This window comes from Hymenobacter translucens (genome assembly GCF_020685205.1).
Taxonomy (GTDB): Bacteria; Bacteroidota; Bacteroidia; order Cytophagales; family Hymenobacteraceae; genus Hymenobacter; species Hymenobacter translucens.
Window position 1 is genome coordinate 199,936 of the sequence record NZ_JAJERB010000001.1, and the last position, 17,994, is coordinate 217,929.

The following is a 17,994-nucleotide window of genomic DNA, read 5'->3' on the forward strand; positions in this document are numbered from 1 at the left end:
GCAGCCCGCGTTTGGCTGACTGCGGCAGACTGCTGAACTTCCGCTGCTTTATCACCTCAAGCTTACAACGCGACATGAAACGCATGCTATGGCTGGGCCTGGTTTATCTGCTGCTGGCGGAACCGGTGCAGGCCCAGACGCAGTCCCTGGCCGGAGTATGGCAGGGCGTGGAAACCGACCCCAATGAACCGGGCATCACCTGGCCGGCGCTGCTGCGGGTACAGAACGGCAAAGGCGAAAGCCTGTTCGGGGTGCTGTACCAGGAAGCTACCGGCCGGCCGGGCGTCACGGTTACGTTTCAGGTGCGGGGCGCCGCCACCCCCGGGGGCTTCCGCCTGGAGCATGTGCGCAAGCTTGCCGAAACCGGGGCTACGCCCGGCTCCTACTGGTGCGACGGCGCCATTCAGTTTACCTACAATGCCAGTGAGGAAATGCTTACCGGCCGCGCCATCTACGACCCGGTCGACAACTGCGACTACGGCAACTTCACCCTGTTCCGCATCAAGCTGAAGTCGGCGGCCCGCGTGCCGGCGGGAGCGGAAACCACCATCCGCGTCTCGGGTCGGAGCGTGCGCTGGTATTCGGATCCGGAGCTGAAGAACCCCGTGGCGAGCGGCAACGAGTTTCGGACCAGGCTAAGCAAAGCCACCACTTTCTACCTCGTCCAGAACTTCTACCCCACCCGCGAAAGCGCCGTGGTGCCCATCACCATTCAGGTTGGCGCCCCGGTCATGGCAGCCCGGCCGGTACCCGTACCAGCTCCGACCCGGCCCGCCCCGCAGACTCCTGTCCGCCCGGCGCCGGCCCCGGCCCTCAGCGCCAAGCCGGTGGTACTGCCGACGGTGCTCTTTAAGGTGAGCACGGCGGAGCTGCTGCCCGAAGCCTACCCGGCTCTCGACCAGCTGGCAGCCGAACTCAGGGCCCGCCCCTCGCTAAGGTTACGCGTGGCCGGGCACACCGACCGCATCGGGGAACCGCAGAAAAACCTGGCCTTATCGGAGCAGCGGGCCGGGGCGGTAAAGGCCTACCTTGTCAAGGCCGGTATTGCGGCGGAGCGCATCAGCACCATCGGCTACGGCGACACCCGCCCGCTCTATCCCTCACCCGATGCCCGCAACCGCCGGGTGGAGGTGTCGGAAGTTCAGTAGCCCGGCCGCTTTGATTCAGCGAGGCTTTCCGGACCCGGTAAAAGTACTTTCCGGACCAGCCTACTTTTCTCAACTACGCACATCCTCTACTCGCCTCTCTGTCCAGCCAGCCAACAGCCCTGGCCGGGCCCTGACCTTCCCGACCCGGAGCGGCAGGCCGTGGGCCGTGGCATGAACCAGTGCTGATGCCGTACTCCCAGGAAACTTTGCCAACTTGTCGACGGCCCTGAGCCCGGAAAACCCAATCCACTGTGAACAGCCTCTTCTCGTTTGCCGGTTTTGCCGGCGCCCGCCTGCTTTGTGGTTTGCTGCTGCTCCTGGCCGGCCCGGCCCTGGCTCAGCAGCTGCCCGCCCCGCGCGACACGTCCTTCACCGTGCACAGCGCCTATGTAAAGGCTAAAAAGCAGTTCCCGGCCATTACCATTGCCCGGCCTGCGGTGCCGGCCAACGTCCGCCCCCGGATGAACGTGACCTACTGCACCCTGCCCGGCGGGCGGGAGCTGAAGCTCGACGTGTTCTATCCGAAAGCCAGGCGCAAACAGCGGTTTCCGGCGGTGCTGGTGATTCACGGCGGGGGCTGGCGGTCCGGCGACCGAAGCCAGCACGTACCCCTGGCCCAGCAGCTGGCCGCCAAAGGCTACGTGGCCGTTACCGCCGAGTACCGCCTTTCCACCGAAGCCAAGTACCCGGCCGCGGTTCAGGACCTGAAAACCGCCATCCGCTGGCTGCGCGCCAGCTCCCGCAAGTACCCCATCGACACGACCCGGGTAGCGGTGTGGGGCTTTTCGGCGGGCGGGCAGCTGGCTTCCCTGATTGGCACCACGAACGGGGACCAGCTCTTCGACGCCGGGGGCTGCTACCCCACCCGCTCCAGCAGTGTACAGGCCATTATCGACGCCGACGGCACCCTGGCCTTTATCCACCCTGAATCGGGCGAGGGCGATGACCGCAAAGGCCCTTCGGCAGCCACCTACTGGCTGGGAGCCTCTAAAACCGAAAAGCCCGAGCTCTGGCACCAGGCCGGCGCCCTCAACCGCGTGTCGGCCCAGACCCCGCCCATCCTGTTCATCAACAGCGGAGTGGACCGGATGCACGCCGGCCGCGACGATATGATCCGACAGCTCACGGCCCTGGGTATTTACAGCGAGGTGCAGCGGTTCCCGGAGGCGCCGCACCCCTTCGTGCTGTTCAACCCCTGGTTTGAGCCGACCCTGCAGTACACCCTGAATTTTCTAAGCCGGATATTCCCGCCAAAGTAGCGCACCGCTGCCGAGCGGCGGATTTTCTAAAGGCTTGAGCTGCCTGATTAGGCTCTTGTTGGGCCGATCCGCCTACGGCCAGCCATGCCGCTCAAAGTCGGTTTCGTGACAAAATAAATGATGCTTGCATAACAATTTTTAACGTTTATCGTATTATCTTTGCACGCAAGAACCTGACCTACCAGCACATACATAGATTGCCATGAAAAAGACCACTGCCTTCTCGTCCCTCCTGTTCCTGGGTGGCCTGGGCTCGTTGGGCTACCTGACCGCCCAGCTTGCCGACCTCGATCTGCGCTTCGACCTACGCGACGAAGAAAGCTGCTACTACTGCTAACCTGACCCGGAACCTGGGTTTGACCGAAAGCCCTGCCAGCCGGCAGGGCTTTTTCGTGGCCGCTCCCGAAAGAATCAGGCGTCAAAATCAAAGCGTTAGGGGGCGCGGTCGAAAAAAACAACATCCATTCGGGGCGGTTTTCGGTACTTGAGCCGGGAAGCAGCTCGCCGGGCTGCTTTGCTGTTCCACCAACCCCTTACCACCATGAACCTGGAAAGCCTTAAAGAGCAGATCAGCTACATCATTGGCCGCGACCTGGCCCGCAACTTTGCCCAGCAGGGCCTCAGCCTCGACATTGACGTGCTGGCCGAAAGCCTGAAGGAAGCCCTGGCCGGCCAGCCCAGCCGGCTTACCCAGGACCAGATGCGCAGCGCCATGGAGCAGCTGCAGGCCCAGATGGGTGACCAGGATGACGAAACCCAAAACGCAGACGATATGAGCAACAACAAGCAGGCCGGGGAAGACTTCCTGGCCGAAAACAAGAACAAGGCCGGCGTGACTACCCTGCCCAGCGGCCTGCAGTACGAAGTGCTGAGCGAAGGCACCGGCCCCAAGCCCAAGCTGACCAGCTCGGTAACCACCCACTACCACGGCACGCTTACCAACGGGACGGTGTTCGACTCCTCCTACCAGCGCGGCCAGCCGGCTACGTTTCCCGTCAACGGCGTTATTGCCGGCTGGACGGAGGCCCTGCAGCTGATGCCCGAAGGCTCGAAGTGGCGCCTGTACATTCCCTCGGAGCTGGCCTACGGCAAGCGAGGCGCGGGCCGCGACATCGGTCCCGACTCAGCCCTCATCTTCGACGTAGAGCTGCTGAAAGTAAACAACTGAATGCCTGCCCCACCCGCCGTCCGGGTTGCCGCTCCCCAGTGGGTGCGCACCTCGTCGGCGGGTGCGGCCCCGGCTGCTCCGGCTGCCTCCATGAACACTGAGTTCCCTGTGCCCCCGGCTCCCGAGCCGGTTCGGGCCCCGCTGCCCACGCTCCGCAGCGAGGATGGCCGCCTTGTGCTCACGGACCGCAGCCTCACGGTGAACGGGCGCACCTACGCCCTGCTGGAGCTGGAAAGCGTGGAGCTGACGCCGGTGCGGTGGCTGCTGTGGTTTCTGCTCGGTGGCGTTACGCTGGCCGGGTTTGCCCTGGCCTTTCTGCAAAACTGGCTGCGCACGATTCCGGCCATGCTGGGGTTTGCTGCCGCCGCTCTGCTGCTGGCCTACGGGCAGCGGGGCACTAACCGCCTGCGCCTGCACCTGCTGGGCCGCGAAGCCGCCCACGTGGCCCTGCCCGGCGAAGCCGCGCCCTGGCAGCACCTGGCCGCCGAAGTCAACCGCCGCATCCGCCTCTGCCACGACGAAGCCGCCGCCCAGGCTGCCGCCGCTCTGCTCCCGCCCCCGGAACCCCCGACCACCCTGCCCGAATAAGCATTCCGCGTCCGTACTGTTCAGCCCAGGCCTTACATTTGCCGGGCTTTACCTGTTCCGGTAAGGCTGCCTTCTCTTCCTTTTATGGACGCCAAACATCGGCACACCGCCATTTCGACTGCCGGCCTGCTCATCGCCCTCGGCATCATCTACGGCGACATCGGTACGTCTCCCCTGTACGTGATGAAAGCCATTGTTCCGGAGGAAATAAAGCCCCTGCTCGTGTACGGCGGCATTTCCTGCGTGCTCTGGACCCTGACGCTGCAGACCACCATCAAGTACGTGCTGCTTACCCTGAATGCCGACAACAACGGCGAGGGCGGCATTTTTTCCCTGTTTGCCCTGGTGCGCCGCCGGGCCACCTGGCTGACCATCCCGGCCATTATTGGTGGCGCGGCCCTGCTGGCCGACGGGGTTATCACCCCACCCATTTCCGTTTCCTCCGCAATTGAAGGGCTGAAGCAGGTCTACCCCCACCTGAGTCAGGACACCATTGTCTACATCGTCATTGCCATCATTGCGGCGCTGTTCTTTCTGCAGAGCTTCGGCACCCAGATTGTAGGCAAGGCTTTCGGCCCCATCATGTTGCTGTGGTTCAGCATGCTGGGCGTACTGGGCACCAACTGGATTATTCAGAACCCGGCCATCCTGAAGGCGGTGAACCCCTACTATGCCTACCAGCTGCTGGTGGAATACCCGGGCGGCTTCTGGCTGCTGGGGGCGGTTTTTTTGTGCACCACCGGGGCCGAAGCCCTGTACTCCGACCTGGGCCACTGCGGCAAGGGGAATATCCGCATCAGCTGGATCTTCGTCAAGGCGTGTCTGGTGCTCAACTACTTTGGTCAGGGTGCCTGGCTGCTGGCCCACCAGGGAGAGCAGCTTAACGGCCGCAACCCGTTCTATGAGCTGATGCCTTCCTGGTTTCTGCTCATCGGCATCGGCATTGCGACCATTGCCGCCATCATTGCCTCCCAGGCCCTGATTACGGGCTCTTTTACGCTGGTTGCGGAAGCCATCCGCCTGAATATGTGGCCCAAGGTAAAGCTGAACTACCCCACCGACGTAAAGGGTCAGCTGTACGTGCCCAGCATGAACCGCCTGCTGCTGCTGGGCTGCATCGGCGTCGTGCTCTACTTCCGGGAGTCGTCGAACATGGAAGCCGCCTACGGGCTGGCCATCACCCTGACCATGCTCATGACCACGCTGCTGCTTACGATGTGGCTACGCTCGAAGCGGGTCGCCATGCCGGTCGTCATTGGGTTTGCGCTGCTCTACGGTCTGATCGAGGGTTCTTTCCTGGTTGCCAACCTGATCAAGTTTCCGCACGGGGGCTGGGTTTCCCTACTGATCGGCGGCATTCTGATCGGGGTGATGTACACCTGGCTGCGGGCCTTCTACATCAAGCGCCGCCTGACGGAGTTCGTCAAGATTGACCCCTACATGGATGCCCTCAAGGAGCTTAGCAACGACGAGTCGGTGCCGAAGTACTCCACGCACCTGGTGTTCATGACCTCGGCCGAGCGCAGCAGCGAAATCGAGTCCAAAATCATCTACTCCATCTTTCAGAAGCGCCCCAAGCGGGCCGACATCTACTGGTTTGTGCACGTCGATACCACCGACGAGCCCTACACCATGGAGTACAAAGTAGTGGAGCTGGCCCCGGACGATGCTTTCCGGATTACGTTCCGCCTGGGCTTCCGGGTAGAGCAGCGCATCAACCTCTACTTCCGCAAGGTGGTCGAAGACCTGGTTCGCAACCGCGAGGTGGACATCACCTCCCGCTATGAGTCGCTGAGCAAGCAGCACGTTACGGGCGATTTCCGCTTTGTGGTGCTGGAGAAATTCCTGTCAGTGGAAAATGACTTCCCGGTGATGGAAAAGCTGGTAATGCAGGCGTATTTCTACATCAAGCAGTTTATTGCTTCGGAAGACAAATACTTTGGCCTCGACACCAGCTCGGTGAAGGTGGAGAAGGTGCCGCTGGTCATCACGCCCGTCCGGGATGTGGCCCTGAAGCGGGTTATGTAGCCTTTGTTCCGGCGTAGCTGCCTTCCCCGCTGTATTTGAAGCCCCGGCCTTTCTGCCGGGGCTTTTATGTTTCTTATCCTGGTCCAAATTCCTGAAAATCACGCGGTGACCAAAGCAAAATAGTAGGCATGTAGCCATAATCATGTACTATATATCATGTTTTAAATACCCACCTTAGGCCAACCAATCTTCTACCACCAAAACCCACAGTGTATGCGTATTTCTACTCTCGGGGCGGCACTTGCCGTCCTGGCCTTAACCGCCTGCCAGGAGCAGGCCGACCTGCTGGCTCCCGCCCGCCCCGCGGAAGCAACCGGCGAGGCGCTCAGCACCAGCCAACTTGACGAGCAGATCCTCAACGGCCTGCACCGGGACGGGCAGTTCAACTGGAATGATGCCTCCGCTCACGTTGTGTGGAGCGCCCTCACCCGCTCCGACTACGTGCTGTCGGTAGGCTACCAGCCCGTGGGGCTGGGCCGGCCCAAAAGTCAGAATCTACCAGATAACGCGGCTGAAGACCCGGCCTGGCAGCAGGCCCGGCAGCAGGTGCTGGACCTGATTCTGGCCGAGGAAAGAAAGGCTCACCCGGAGCTGACTGCGGCTGATCTGGTCGTGTATGAGGAAAACGTGCTGCCGGTACTGGATGTGCGCGTTCGGGAGCTGAGCACGGTTCGGGCCCTGCGCCGCTCGGGTCTGGTGCGCTACGCCGAGCCCATGGGCTACGAGCCTCACTTCGCCACGGCCAGCAAAGGCATGTCGGTGCTCAGCAGCAGTGGTTGCGGCAGCAACGTTGCCACCGGCGGCCTCGTGGCGGGAGCTGACTATACGGTGCTGAGCAACGGCAGCAAGTCGTCGTGGAACCAGGCCGACGCCTACCACGGCGTGCGCACGGCCTGGAGCCGGAGTACGGGGCAAGGCGTGAAAATCCTTATAATCGACACGGGCAGCTCCGATGCGCAGGAAAACCTGGGCTCAGCGTTTAACCAGGGTTTGAGCTCAGGCCGGACCATTGAGCGACTCGTAACGCTGCCCCGCTCCACGTTTCTGGGCATTCCCACCGGGCCGGTCGAAACGCCAAACGACGGCTGCGGGCACGGCACCAGCATGGCCGGTGCCTGCGCGGCTCCCCGCGGCACCGACGGAGCTTCGGTGGGTATTGCCTACAACGCGAATCTGATAACCGTACGCGCCGCCGAAGATGTATTCATCGACGGCAGCCGGGAAGTGAAGGGCGTCGCCGATGCCTATATCCTGGCCGGTAACCGCGCCGACGTGCGCATCATCAGCATGAGCATGGGCCGCCTCACCAGCTCGTCCCAGATAACCGACGCCATCCGCTACGCCTACGGCCGGGGCAAGCTGATTTACTGCGCGGCCGGCACCTCCTTTGACTGGACCGCCGGCTGGGCCGGGGTTATCTATCCGGCTTCCCTGCCCGAGGCGGTTGCCGTAACCGGCATGATGGACAACTTAACGACCCGCTGCGACGAGTGCCACGTAGGCTCCGACGTCGAGTTTACGGTTGTGATGCAGCGCACCGCCGTTGACCGCCGGCCGCTTACGCTGGCCATGAGCGGCGACGCCCCGGCCACGGTGGGCGGTTCTTCGGTTGCCACCGCGAGCATGGCCGGGATGACGGCCCTCGTTTGGTCGCGCTACCCGAGTGAAACCCGCGCCCAGATTTTAAGCCGCCTCGTGGCCGTCAGCAGCAACCGCTACGCCCGCAGCTCCTCCTTTGGCTGGGGCCGGGTAAACGTGGCTGCCGCGCTGCCTGCCCCCCTGTAGCGTTAAAAAGACTGGCTACGGCCCAACAAAAAGCCCCTGCCGGTCGGCAGGGGCTTTTTGTTTTAAAGAACTGGTGGCTAGCGCATCCGCACCCATTTGCTGAGCGCCTTTTGCTGTTCGGCAGTCGGGCTGGGCAGCTGCTCGATGCGGTAGCGCTGGGTGGTGCCGGCCAGCAGCGGAAACGAGAGCTCCTGGATCTGCGCGTCACGGTTTACCAGCAGCCGGACCGAGGTGCCCGGTGCCCGGCCAGTCAGCAACTTGTTGGGGTCGTCGGTGACGCGGATGCCGTTTACCGCCAGGATTTCGTCGTTCACGCTCAGCCCACCCTGCCAGGCGCTCCCGTTGCGCACCACGCCCGTCACGACGGGCTTACCACTCGTCATGCTCACAGTGGCACCCAGCACAGCGTCGGTCGTGGTCGGGGCACTGACCAGCCGCAGCCCGGCGTAGCCCAGCGTGGTGTTGTAGTCCAGCGTTTCGGTGCCGTACACCCGGGTGCGGAAGAAGTCGTCGTAGCGGCGGCCCGCCACTTTGGCTACCGCGTCCTGAAACTCCTCGTCGGTGAAGCCGCGCTTGAGTTTCTGGTAGTACTGCGCGTAGAGGTAGCGCATCACGTCGTCGAGGCTTTTTTCGCCCTTGGTTTCATGGATGATCATCAGATCCAGCATGCCCGAAATCAGCTGACCGATGCTGTAGTAGCTGATGCCGGTGTTCGGGGAGTTTTCGTTGGGCCGGTAGCCCTTGATCCACGCATCAAAGCTCGACTCGGCGGCTGACTGCAGCTTGGTGCCGGGGGTATTCTCGACAAGGGTAATGTCGGCGGCCATGTTGGCGAGGTACTGCTCCGGCGATACGAAGCCGGCGCGCTGCACAATGGCGTCGCCGAAGTAGCTGGTGCCCCCCTCGCTCAGCCAGAGCATGTGGGTGTAGTTTTCCTGGTCGTAGTTGAACGGCCCGAGGGCAATGGGCCGGATGCGCTTCACATTCCAGAGGTGGAAGTACTCGTGGGCCACCAGGCCCAGGAAGTTCACGTAGCCCGTTTCGGTGCTGTACGCATTGCGCGAAACGGACAGCGTGGTAGAGAACAGGTGCTCGAGGCCCCCGGTGCCCCGCTCAATGTTATGGACGATGAACAGGTAGCGGTCCAGCGGGTTCTGGCCTACCACCCGGTGCGCTTCCTCGCACACTTTTTTCATGTCGCCCAACAGCTTGGCCTCGTCGTACTGGGCATTGCCGAACATGGCTACCGTGTGGGGCGTACCGTTGGCCTCGAAGCTCAGCACCTTCTGGTTTCCGATTTCGATAGGCGAATCTGCCAGCTCGTCGTAGCTGCTGCTCTGGTAGGTGAACGTGCCGCCGGCAGGGCGCAGGCTGGTGGACACCTGGCTCCAGCCCGGGGCCGGCTGCACCACCAGGGTGCTGGGCAGGGCCTTGCCCTCGGCCGGGTACATAAACACGCTGGTGCCGTTCAGGTAACCGTGGGAGGCATCGATAAAGCTGGTGCGCACGCTTAGCTCGAAGGCGTACACGCGGTAGCGGAACGTAAAGTCCTTGGCTTTGGGATGGTACACCCGCCAGGTGTTCTTGTCAATCTTATCGGCCCGCAGCTTCTGGCCGCCCGCGGAGGCCGCTACGCTTTCGACGTTTTTGGCAAACTCCCGCACCAGGTACGAACCGGGCGCCCACACGGGCATCTTCAGGTCGGTGTACTGCTTGCTGAAGCCGCTCAGGGCCATTTCCACTTCAAAGTAGTGCGTCTGAGGAGCGGGCATTGATAAGGTGTAGCGCAGGCTGCTGGCAGCCTTAGCCGAAGTAAACTGGCTGAGCACCAGGACCAGCGCGGCGGCCAGGGCTAGGCGAAATCGGGAGGAGGGCATGAAGAGAAATGAGTTGACAAAAAAGGAAAGCACTTACCCGGACGCAGGAATGCCCGGGAGGTTGCAAAATACGGTGCAAAAGCCAAGCGTCCGTCCGCTCCGCAGCATAGGCCGGAACCTGCTGCCCAGCTTGCCCGTTATGAAAAGCAGACCGTTTCATTACAGCGGTCGGCTCCCGGTATGCGCTACGTATGGATTGCTTTTCTGGGACTAGCTACGCTGCTGCTCGGTTTACTGGGCTGGCAGCGTCTGCGCCCGGCGGCCGAGCCAGCTGCCGGGGTAGTTGAAAGCTCGCCGGTCAGCCCGGTGTCGATGGCTCCGGCAGCGCAAACCCAGACGCCCGTTTCCCCACCAGCCAAGAGGCGCCCGAAAGTTGCGGTCTGGGCGCCGAGCCGCCCGGTACCCCGCGCCGACAGTCTCATTACGTTTGCCATTGGCCAGATTGGCGCCGGGTACACCTACGCCGGCACAACGCCCGAGGGCGGCTTCGACTGCTCGGGCTTTCTGATGTATGTCTACAACCGCTTCGGGGTCAGCGTGCCCCACTCCACCGCCCTGCTGATCAACACCGGCCGGCCGGTACCCCGTGAGCACGCCCGCAAAGGTGACATTGTGGTATTTACGGGTACGTCCACTACGTCTACCACGCCCGGGCACGCCGGCATCGTAATTACCGATCCGGGTGAGCCAATTCGCTTTATTCACTCTTCCTCGGCCCGGAAAGAGTCCGGGGTAAAGATCAGCAAGGTGGAAGGCACCGACTACGAGCGACGGTTTATGGCTGTACGCCGGGTGCTGTAGCGTCACGTTTGGAATGCCCTGAAAAAACGATACCCGGCTGCCAGGGCACAACCTTCGAAAAGGCGGCCGGCAAACCGGGTATCTAATCCTTCAAATCTTACCAAGCGATGAGTCTGGGGTACAGCCCCATCATCGTTCAAGAAAGACCTTGCCAGAATGCGGGAAAAAGCCAAATAGGGCCGTTTTCCGCGCGAAAGCTGTTGTTAAGCGCGTCCGGCGGTGAAGCAGACTACATTCGACAGGCTTGGCAGGATTTGGTTGGGACTACTAGACATTTTGTACCTCCTTTCTTTACGTTCCACATACCCCCGAGCGTTCGACCCAGCACCTTAGGGCGCCCCGAACGGGGTCGTAGCACTCGCTACTGGTTGGTAAAGTTAAAATACGGTGGGATGGTTCAAAACAAAAACGCCTTTTTTCCGGGCTCCTGAAGCATTTCCGGGCCAGCGACCTGAAGATCAGTCGCTTTAATTTTTCCTTTTCCGCTTTTCAGCAGCAGGGTGTCTGGACAAAGGCAGATCTGGCCCTAAACTTGCCAACTGAGCCCCCGGGCACCGCCACGAAAAGCCGGCGGTAGCGCCGAAGATTGTCTTATCTTTTTCCAGAAATCGTATTCCTTACCATTCCATCATGAAGAAAACACTCTTTGTCTGCCTGCTCCTGCTCCTGGGCATCACGGGTATGGCTTCGGCCCAGAAGCTGACTCCCCTGGGCATCTGGACAAATGCCGAGAAAAAGGCCACGTTCGAAATCTATCAGAACGGCAATAAGCTCTATGGCAAGATCGTGTCCCTTACCGCGCCGAACGATGCGAACGGCAAGCCCAAAACCGATTCGCAGAACCCGGACCCCAAGCTTCGGTCCCGCCCCCGCCTGGGTTTAGTCTTCCTGAAGGACTTTAAGTACGACGGAAGCAACAAGTGGGATGACGGCACCATCTACAACCCGGAAGACGGCAAAACCTACTCCTGCTACCTGAAAATGATCAACGCCAATACGATGGAAGTTAAAGGCTACATTGGTATTTCCCTGATCGGCAAGTCCCAGACCTGGACGCGGGTGAAATAGGATTTTGGCATTTGCGTACTGCAGCGACACTCTTTCCGGGGTGTCGCTGTTTTTTTGGTACCTTGCCCGTCCTGATATTTATTTCACCCTCCCAAGGACAGGCCTAAAGGCAAATCAAAGTGGTTAAAACGCTGATTCTAACGTTGCTGCTATGGTCGACTGGTTGGCTGGGTTCGCCCTTGCAAACAGTCTCGCCCCTGGGGGTGTGGGTAGATGACTCAGGGGATGCGCACATTGAAGTTTACCACTGTGGCGAGAAGCTCTGCGGCCGGCTGGTCTGGCTGCGCGAACCAAACGATGCCCGCACCGGCCACCCCAAGCTGGACGCCCGCAACCCCGAGCCGCACAAGCGCAACCAGCCCCTACAGAACCTGGTCGTGCTACAGGGGCTGACTTACAGTGCCGGTTCCGGCCGCTGGGAAGACGGGCAGATCTATGACCCGCACAATGGGCGTACCTATTCCTGCTACCTGAGCATGGCCAACAAGGACCGGATGGAAGTGAAGGGCTACATCGGCTTCTCCATCATCGGCCGCTCGCACTACTGGTCGCGGGTAAAGTAGGCCGGCTACAGGATTTCCTGGATGCGGTGGGTTTTGCCCCGGAACGAGAACGTTTCGCCGACCTGCGTTTTGGCCATGGCCAGGTACAGCGGGGAAAAAGCCGAGATGGCGCAGTAGGTCTGCCCGCCGACCTTTACCTCGCCCAGGCTCAGAGAAATATAGTACGTCTGCGAATCAGTAACGACCACGGAGCCCAGACCGGGCTGGTTGCGGGGCGTGTGCGCATCGGGCAGACGCTGAAGCACCTGCAGGCCGCTCAGGGCTTCGTCCAGCTGACGGGCGTACAGGTCGCGCTGGATCTGGCAGGCTTCGCGGAACGACTCAAACTTGTCTTCGATGGCTCCCTGACTTTCATTGGCGCTTTCCTGCACGTCGAGCATGGCCTGCCGGGCGGTGTCAACTTTCTGCTGTTGCAGGCGGCGGCACTCGGCCAGCAGTTCTTGTTTCAGTGCAACGCGGTGTTTGGCGGAAGAAGATTTGGCAACCATAGAAATCAAGTAGAATCGTAAGCTAAAAAGACGACCCGGCCACGTTGGAAGCTGCAACCGGCTATAAAAACTATTTCAGCGGGCTGGTGTTTTCCCTGAAAGCAAGATATTTTATCCTTTGTCTGAATTCTTTAAACGCTTCCTCCAAAGCCTGCGCCCTGCCGCCCAGGGGTCGTGGCACCCTACTCAGCCCTCGGCGGCCGAGCAGCGGGCTCTCGCGCAGTGGGTAGCCGCCGGCACCTACCGCAACTGGACGGGGCCTTATTTCAAAGCCTACCACTACGGCAAAGCCGGCATCAGCGCTCCTGAGGGCCTGCGCGTGCAGCTACTCCACGACTGCGGCCGGCAGGGAGCCGTGTTTTTTTACGACCCCAGCATCGGCCCCCGGAACTTTCGCTTTTTCTTTGACTTTCTGCGCGACCAGGTCTTGGCCCAGGGCTATAACCTGGCCGCTTCCGACTGGCGCACGCGCAAAAATGAGCACTGCACCGAAACGGTTTACAAGCACTTTCTCAAGCCCAAGCCCCAGGACTGCCCGAAATCCGGCAACTGCAACCAGCGCTTCGGCACCATCACGCTCGACCTGATTCTGATGAACGGCAACCCGGGCTTTATTCGCTTTTTTCATAACCCTTACCAGGACGCCATTTTTACTCCGCCGCACTCCTTTGATGAGCTGATGGAAGTGGTGCTGCAGAAAAACGCCTGACCGGCGCTGCGGGAGCCCAAACAAAAAAGGTCCTGCTAACGCTTAGCAGGACCTTTTTTCACGAAAGAGCAGGGTTACTCCCGTACGAAGCGGGCCAGGGAAACGGCCCCGTCAGCAGCCATGAGGCGCAGGTGGTAGAGGCCCGGGGCCAGGGCCTGGGTGGAAAGCTGATTCTGACCGGCTCCAACGGTCTGCCGCAGCACAATGCGTCCAGTTACGTCAGTGACTTCCGCTTCGGCGCCGCGGGCGGGTGCCTCCGCCAGCACCAGCACGTCGCGGCAGGGGTTGGGGTATACATTCAGGCGCGCCGCCTGAATCGGGGCCCGGTTGGCCAGAATGAGGGTGTTGTCCTGGACCACGGTGCCGGCGCCGTTCAGGATCCACTGGTCGGGGTCAAGCTGAATGCCGGTGACGGTACCGGTAACCGGAACGCTGAACGACGAAACTGTCTGGCTCTGGCGTAGCCGCACGATGCGGGCCGGGCCGGAGCTGAAGGTAATGCGGTAGTCGAGCTCGGTATCGAAAAAGGGCGTTGCGGAGGGAAAGGAAACGGTTTCGTTGGTTTGCAGGTGCAGGCTGTTGCCCACCTGGTTCCAGCGCGTCGAGAAGGTCGGGTGCCCCTGGCCCGCGTACCACTGCTGAAAAAAGTACGTCAGGGAGCGGCCGGCTTCCGCTTCAAAGATGCGCTGCAGGTCGCGGGTGCGGGCCGTGCCGCCCGCGTAGGTGTTCTGGTAGGTGCGCAGGGCCCGGAAGAACTTGGTGTCGTCGTTGAGCAGGTAGCGCAGCATGTGCACGACGGCGGCGCCTTTCTTGTAGCTGAGCCGTCCGCTGAAGATGCGGCCCACGTTCGTGGTGTCGGGCACGCGGACGCTGCCGCCAGCCTGGGACATAGCGGTGGCGTGGGCCTGGTCCATCCAGCTGCGGGCGTTAGCCGGCGACGCCAGGGCGTGAAGCGAGAGGTACTCTCCGTAGGAGGCAAAGCTTTCGTTCAGCCAGATATCCTCCCAGGAGGCACAGGTCACGTTGTTGCCAAACCACTGGTGAAACAGCTCGTGCGCGGTCAGCGTGAAGGTGAAACCGTCCTGGGTGGTCATCGTCTGGTGTTCCATGCCCCCGCCGATGGGCGCCATGCTGTGCCCGTACTTCTCCCGGGCGAAGGGATAGGGCGTGACCAGGTTAGAGAAGTTCTCGATGAACCCCGGCGTCCGGTCCATCTCCGCGCGGAAGTTGTTCAGCGCCGCGTTGTTGTACACGTAGTTGACAATCGGAATCTGGGGGCCACCCGCCGGGTTGGCGAAATTCACATACTCGATGTAGGGGGCCACCGCTACGGAAATCAGGTAGTACGCAATCGGGTACCGCGACTTCCACTCGTAGCGGCTCTTGTTTCCCGGCAGGGGCGTAACACGCTGCAGCACCCCGTTGGAGCCCACCTTGTTGATGGCAGCAGTGGTAACCCAGACATCCGACGAATCGGCTTTGTCGGTGAGTACCTGCTTGCAGGGCCACCACTCGTAGGCGTGAAAAGGCTCGCTCAGGCTCCACGTCACGGGCACGTTGTAGGTAGGGTCGGGACGGGAATCGAGGGCATTGCCGATGGCGGCTGAACCCCCATTGGGCGCCGTGCCACGGTAGTAGATCAAGGCGTTGAACAGCGAGTTGGCCGGCACGCTGGCTCCGAGCCCGGCGGTAACGTCACCCCCCACGCGGCGCAGGCCCTGAGCCCGGCGGCCGTTTACCACTACCGAGTCGATGGTGAACGTTGAAAACAACTCAAAAGCCAGGGAATCGAGCGCCTGGGCCCCGGCCCGGGCCTGTATCCGCACCGAGCCGCCCACGTTGCGGGAGTTATTCTCGAGGGCAATGTCCAGCTTGTAATACTTTACGTCGTAGCGGTCCATTTTCTGCCGGTGCCGGACGGTCGTGGCAGGCTGGAGCAGGGCGCCGGAAATCCGACCCTTGGCACAGGCCAGCGCGGCGCTGCCGTCGAGGTCGGCGGGCAGCAGGCGGGAAGCAGGGCTCTGGGCCCAAGCCGGCCCCGTCAGGAGCAAAGCGGCCGCAAGCGAGTAAAGAAAGGAGCGCATAGATAGGAGTAAGGAAAACAGAAACAGCTAGATGGCCCCGTGGGGCCGCGCACGAAGGTACGTAGTCAGCCACATAAAGTCTTGCGGATCAGTTCCCATCCAGGCCCCCGGGCTTCGTATATTTGACGAGCGTTCTTTAGCCGCTGACCTTCTACCGATGCCTCACTTCTACTACGCACCCTTTTTCTGCCGCCTGGGTTTTCTGCTCCTGCTCGTGCTGGGCGCCCGGGTGGCCACTGCCACGCACATCGTAGGCGGGGAAATGGACCTGCAGCACCTGTCCGGCAGCAGCTACCGGCTGACGCTGAACCTGTACTTCGACGCCCTGAACGGCAGCAGCGGCGCGCTCGACAGCGACCTTACGGTCAGCATCTTCGACAAGGGCAACAATATCCGAAAGCAGGACGTGGTACTGCCCCTGACCAGCGACACGTTCGTGCCCTATACGAATCCTGCCTGCACGTCTCCCTCGCTCAGCACCAAGCGCCTGGTCTACACCCGCGTTATCGACCTGCCCGCCAGCCAGTACAACAGCCCCGCGGGCTACTACGCCGCCGTGCAGCGCTGCTGCCGCAACAATGGCATCAGCAACATCCAGGCGCCCGGCGACACCGGCCAGACCTTTTACCTGGAGTTTCCGGCCGTCACGCGCGGGGGGCAGGACTTCTTCAACTCCACACCGCGCATCTTCCCTCCCCTGAGCGACTACGCCTGCCGCGGGGAGCTGTTCTACTACGACTTCGCCGGCCAGGACGCTGACAAGGATTCGCTGGTTTACGAACTGGTAACGCCCCTCGACGGCGGCACCCCGGCCCAACCCAAGCCGGCGGTTGCCACCTCGGCGCCCTACCGGGAAATCACCTGGCTGCCGGGCCGCAGCACGCTCAGCCAGATTCCCGGCACTCCAACGCTAAGCATTGGGCGCACCTCGGGCCGGCTTACGGTACAGCCCAGCCAGCTGGGACTTTATGTCTTTGGCATCAAGTGCTCGGAATACCGCCGGGGTGAAAAGATCGGGGAAGTGCGCCGCGACTTTCAGCTCAAGGTGCTCAGCTGCCCCCGCAATACGCCTCCGAGCATGACCGTACAAACCACCGGAGCCGGCCGGCCCTACCGCGAAGGACTGGATACGCTGCGGGTGCGCCCGGGTGCCAACCGCTGCTTTACGCTGCGCTTCACCGACCCCGACCCCACTTCCCGCCTGTCGTTGTCGTTGAGCCCGGTTAACTTTTCGACGGCTGCCCTGCCCACGTTTACCGTTTCGCAGGGTACGGTGCGGACGCCCGGAGCCCCCGATACCCTGGTTTCCCAGCTTTGCTTTCCGGCCTGCTTCAACACGCGGGGGCGCGTATACCTGCTCGACGTGATTGTGGGCGATGACGGGTGCAGCCTGCCCAAGCGCGACACCGTGCGCCTGGCATTTACGGCCGTACCCGACCCGAACAGCACCCCGGCCCTGACCAGCAATGCCGTGCTGCCCCTGCGCGCCAAGCCCGGGAACCTGATAACCTTCGACCTTACGGCAACGGATGCCGACAACGACCCGATTACTCTGGAAATGACCGGCCGGGGGTTTGCTCCGTCGGTGCTGGGGGCCCAGCTGACGCAGTCGGTGAGTGGAAACCAGACCCGGGGCCGGTTTACCTGGCGCGTCGACTGCCGGGCCATTGACCAGCCTGCTTACCAGTTTGAGTTTGCAGCCGTGGCCTCGCCGTGTGGCGACCGGCAGGCCAGTACCCTTGTCATCCCGGTTCAGATAGACTACCAGAACACTGCCCCCACGCTCACGACCAGCCTGCCCGCGGAAGGCAGTCCGACGGCGCCACCCATCCTGATCCGCCGCCCCCTAGGGGGCGTGTTTGAGGCAACGTTCGAAGGCCTGGATACCGACAACGACCAGCTTACGCTCACAGCCCTGGGCAACGGGTTTGACCTGCCGGCCGTGGGCATGACCTTTACGCCCCGCAACGGCCCCGGCCGGGCTACAGCGACTTTCCGCTGGGATGCCAGCTGCTCAGCCGTGCAGCAAACCGGGCTGGAAGTAACCTTCCTGCTGCTGGAGTCGACCTGCCGGCCGGTTTCGCAGTCGCGCACGGTGCGCTTCGAAGTTATCAGCCCCGACTCCCTGCCGTTTCTGCCGCCCAACATTATCACGCCAAACGGGGACGGCCTCAATGATGTCTTTGCCCTCCCCGATCTGCCTCCGGATTTCTGCGAATCCCGGTTTGCCACCGTCAAGATCTTCAGCCGGTGGGGCAACGAGGTGTACCGCACCACCGACCGCGTGTTCCGCTGGGATGGGGGCCGCCTGCCCGCCGGGGTTTACTATTACCTTATCGAATACACCGACAAGAAACGCTTTAAGGGGACCATCACCTTGTCGCCGTAACGCGCTGCTCCTTCCGGAAAAAAAACTCCCCGACCGCAC

General features: G+C 61.9%; 15 protein-coding genes. 12 read left to right on the top strand and 3 right to left on the bottom strand.

Annotated elements, in window-relative coordinates; genetic code table 11:
- The first annotated feature begins 74 nt into the window (after window positions 1-74).
- The 7 genes from LJY25_RS00790 (at window position 75) to LJY25_RS00815 (ending at window position 7,976) form a co-directional block, all read left to right on the top strand.
- Window positions 75-1,148, top strand: coding sequence for an OmpA family protein (locus LJY25_RS00790; RefSeq protein ID WP_227606312.1), 1,074 nt, complete (start codon window positions 75-77; stop codon window positions 1,146-1,148).
- A 251-nt stretch (window positions 1,149-1,399) separates the two neighbouring features.
- Window positions 1,400-2,407 carry an alpha/beta hydrolase fold domain-containing protein gene (locus LJY25_RS00795; RefSeq protein ID WP_227606313.1) on the top strand — a complete coding sequence of 336 codons (1,008 nt, stop codon included), beginning with the start codon at window positions 1,400-1,402 and terminating at the stop codon, window positions 2,405-2,407.
- Between the two features lie 202 nt (window positions 2,408-2,609).
- Complete coding sequence (locus tag LJY25_RS21180; protein ID WP_262908590.1) at window positions 2,610-2,744, top strand: hypothetical protein; 135 nt, start codon at window positions 2,610-2,612, stop codon at window positions 2,742-2,744.
- 177 nt (window positions 2,745-2,921) lie between these two features.
- Complete coding sequence (locus LJY25_RS00800) at window positions 2,922-3,575, top strand: FKBP-type peptidyl-prolyl cis-trans isomerase (RefSeq protein ID WP_227606314.1); 654 nt, start codon at window positions 2,922-2,924, stop codon at window positions 3,573-3,575.
- The gene (locus LJY25_RS00805) at window positions 3,576-4,163 is read left to right on the top strand and encodes a hypothetical protein (RefSeq protein ID WP_227606315.1); all 588 of its coding nucleotides are present in this window, start codon (window positions 3,576-3,578) and stop codon (window positions 4,161-4,163) included.
- 84 nt (window positions 4,164-4,247) lie between these two features.
- The gene (locus LJY25_RS00810; protein WP_227606316.1) at window positions 4,248-6,191 is read left to right on the top strand and encodes a KUP/HAK/KT family potassium transporter; all 1,944 of its coding nucleotides are present in this window, start codon (window positions 4,248-4,250) and stop codon (window positions 6,189-6,191) included.
- A gap of 213 nt (window positions 6,192-6,404) precedes the next feature.
- The gene (locus LJY25_RS00815) at window positions 6,405-7,976 is read left to right on the top strand and encodes a S8 family peptidase (protein ID WP_227606317.1); all 1,572 of its coding nucleotides are present in this window, start codon (window positions 6,405-6,407) and stop codon (window positions 7,974-7,976) included.
- A gap of 77 nt (window positions 7,977-8,053) precedes the next feature.
- On the opposite strand, the gene LJY25_RS00820 is transcribed toward LJY25_RS00815, so the two are convergent.
- Window positions 8,054-9,853, bottom strand: coding sequence for a M61 family metallopeptidase (locus tag LJY25_RS00820; RefSeq protein ID WP_227606318.1), 1,800 nt, complete (start codon window positions 9,851-9,853; stop codon window positions 8,054-8,056).
- Window positions 9,854-10,033: 180 nt separating this feature from the next.
- Here LJY25_RS00820 and LJY25_RS00825 point away from each other — a divergent pair, with 180 nt between their 5' ends.
- The 3 genes from LJY25_RS00825 (at window position 10,034) to LJY25_RS00835 (ending at window position 12,285) form a co-directional block, all read left to right on the top strand.
- Window positions 10,034-10,654 (top strand): C40 family peptidase, encoded by a 621-nt coding sequence (locus LJY25_RS00825; protein WP_227606319.1) that lies wholly within the window; start codon window positions 10,034-10,036, stop codon window positions 10,652-10,654.
- 630 nt (window positions 10,655-11,284) lie between these two features.
- Window positions 11,285-11,722 (top strand): DUF2147 domain-containing protein, encoded by a 438-nt coding sequence (locus LJY25_RS00830; protein WP_227606320.1) that lies wholly within the window; start codon window positions 11,285-11,287, stop codon window positions 11,720-11,722.
- 179 nt (window positions 11,723-11,901) lie between these two features.
- Window positions 11,902-12,285 carry a DUF2147 domain-containing protein gene (locus LJY25_RS00835; RefSeq protein WP_227606321.1) on the top strand — a complete coding sequence of 128 codons (384 nt, stop codon included), beginning with the start codon at window positions 11,902-11,904 and terminating at the stop codon, window positions 12,283-12,285.
- Window positions 12,286-12,290: 5 nt separating this feature from the next.
- Here LJY25_RS00835 and LJY25_RS00840 read toward each other — a convergent pair whose 3' ends face one another.
- On the bottom strand, window positions 12,291-12,773 hold the full coding sequence (locus LJY25_RS00840; protein WP_227606322.1) for a hypothetical protein: 483 nt from the start codon (window positions 12,771-12,773) through the stop codon (window positions 12,291-12,293).
- Between the two features lie 118 nt (window positions 12,774-12,891).
- On the opposite strand from LJY25_RS00840, the gene LJY25_RS00845 reads away from it, so the two are divergent.
- Complete coding sequence (locus LJY25_RS00845; RefSeq protein WP_227606323.1) at window positions 12,892-13,482, top strand: hypothetical protein; 591 nt, start codon at window positions 12,892-12,894, stop codon at window positions 13,480-13,482.
- Between the two features lie 74 nt (window positions 13,483-13,556).
- Here the strand turns inward: LJY25_RS00845 and LJY25_RS00850 are convergent, their stop codons facing one another.
- The gene (locus LJY25_RS00850) at window positions 13,557-15,566 is read right to left on the bottom strand and encodes a M1 family aminopeptidase (RefSeq protein ID WP_227606324.1); all 2,010 of its coding nucleotides are present in this window, start codon (window positions 15,564-15,566) and stop codon (window positions 13,557-13,559) included.
- 157 nt (window positions 15,567-15,723) lie between these two features.
- Between LJY25_RS00850 and LJY25_RS00855 the strand changes: the two genes are divergently transcribed.
- Complete coding sequence (locus LJY25_RS00855) at window positions 15,724-17,955, top strand: gliding motility-associated C-terminal domain-containing protein (protein WP_227606325.1); 2,232 nt, start codon at window positions 15,724-15,726, stop codon at window positions 17,953-17,955.
- The last annotated feature ends 39 nt before the right edge of the window (window positions 17,956-17,994 follow it).

Excerpts from the sequence above, each read along its gene's own strand:
- LJY25_RS00790 (WP_227606312.1), top strand. The coding sequence starts at position 75 with ATGAAACGCATGCTATGGCTGGGCCTGGTTTATCTGCTGCTGGCGGAA.
- LJY25_RS00810 (WP_227606316.1), top strand. The coding sequence starts at position 4,248 with ATGGACGCCAAACATCGGCACACCGCCATTTCGACTGCCGGCCTGCTC.
- LJY25_RS00820 (WP_227606318.1), bottom strand. The coding sequence starts at position 9,853 with ATGCCCTCCTCCCGATTTCGCCTAGCCCTGGCCGCCGCGCTGGTCCTG.
- LJY25_RS00825 (WP_227606319.1), top strand. The coding sequence starts at position 10,034 with ATGCGCTACGTATGGATTGCTTTTCTGGGACTAGCTACGCTGCTGCTC.
- LJY25_RS00840 (WP_227606322.1), bottom strand. The coding sequence starts at position 12,773 with ATGGTTGCCAAATCTTCTTCCGCCAAACACCGCGTTGCACTGAAACAA.
- LJY25_RS00830 (WP_227606320.1), top strand. The coding sequence starts at position 11,285 with ATGAAGAAAACACTCTTTGTCTGCCTGCTCCTGCTCCTGGGCATCACG.
- LJY25_RS00805 (WP_227606315.1), top strand. The coding sequence starts at position 3,576 with ATGCCTGCCCCACCCGCCGTCCGGGTTGCCGCTCCCCAGTGGGTGCGC.
- LJY25_RS00850 (WP_227606324.1), bottom strand. The coding sequence starts at position 15,566 with ATGCGCTCCTTTCTTTACTCGCTTGCGGCCGCTTTGCTCCTGACGGGG.
- LJY25_RS00815 (WP_227606317.1), top strand. The coding sequence starts at position 6,405 with ATGCGTATTTCTACTCTCGGGGCGGCACTTGCCGTCCTGGCCTTAACC.
- LJY25_RS21180 (WP_262908590.1), top strand. The coding sequence starts at position 2,610 with ATGAAAAAGACCACTGCCTTCTCGTCCCTCCTGTTCCTGGGTGGCCTG.
- LJY25_RS00855 (WP_227606325.1), top strand. The coding sequence starts at position 15,724 with ATGCCTCACTTCTACTACGCACCCTTTTTCTGCCGCCTGGGTTTTCTG.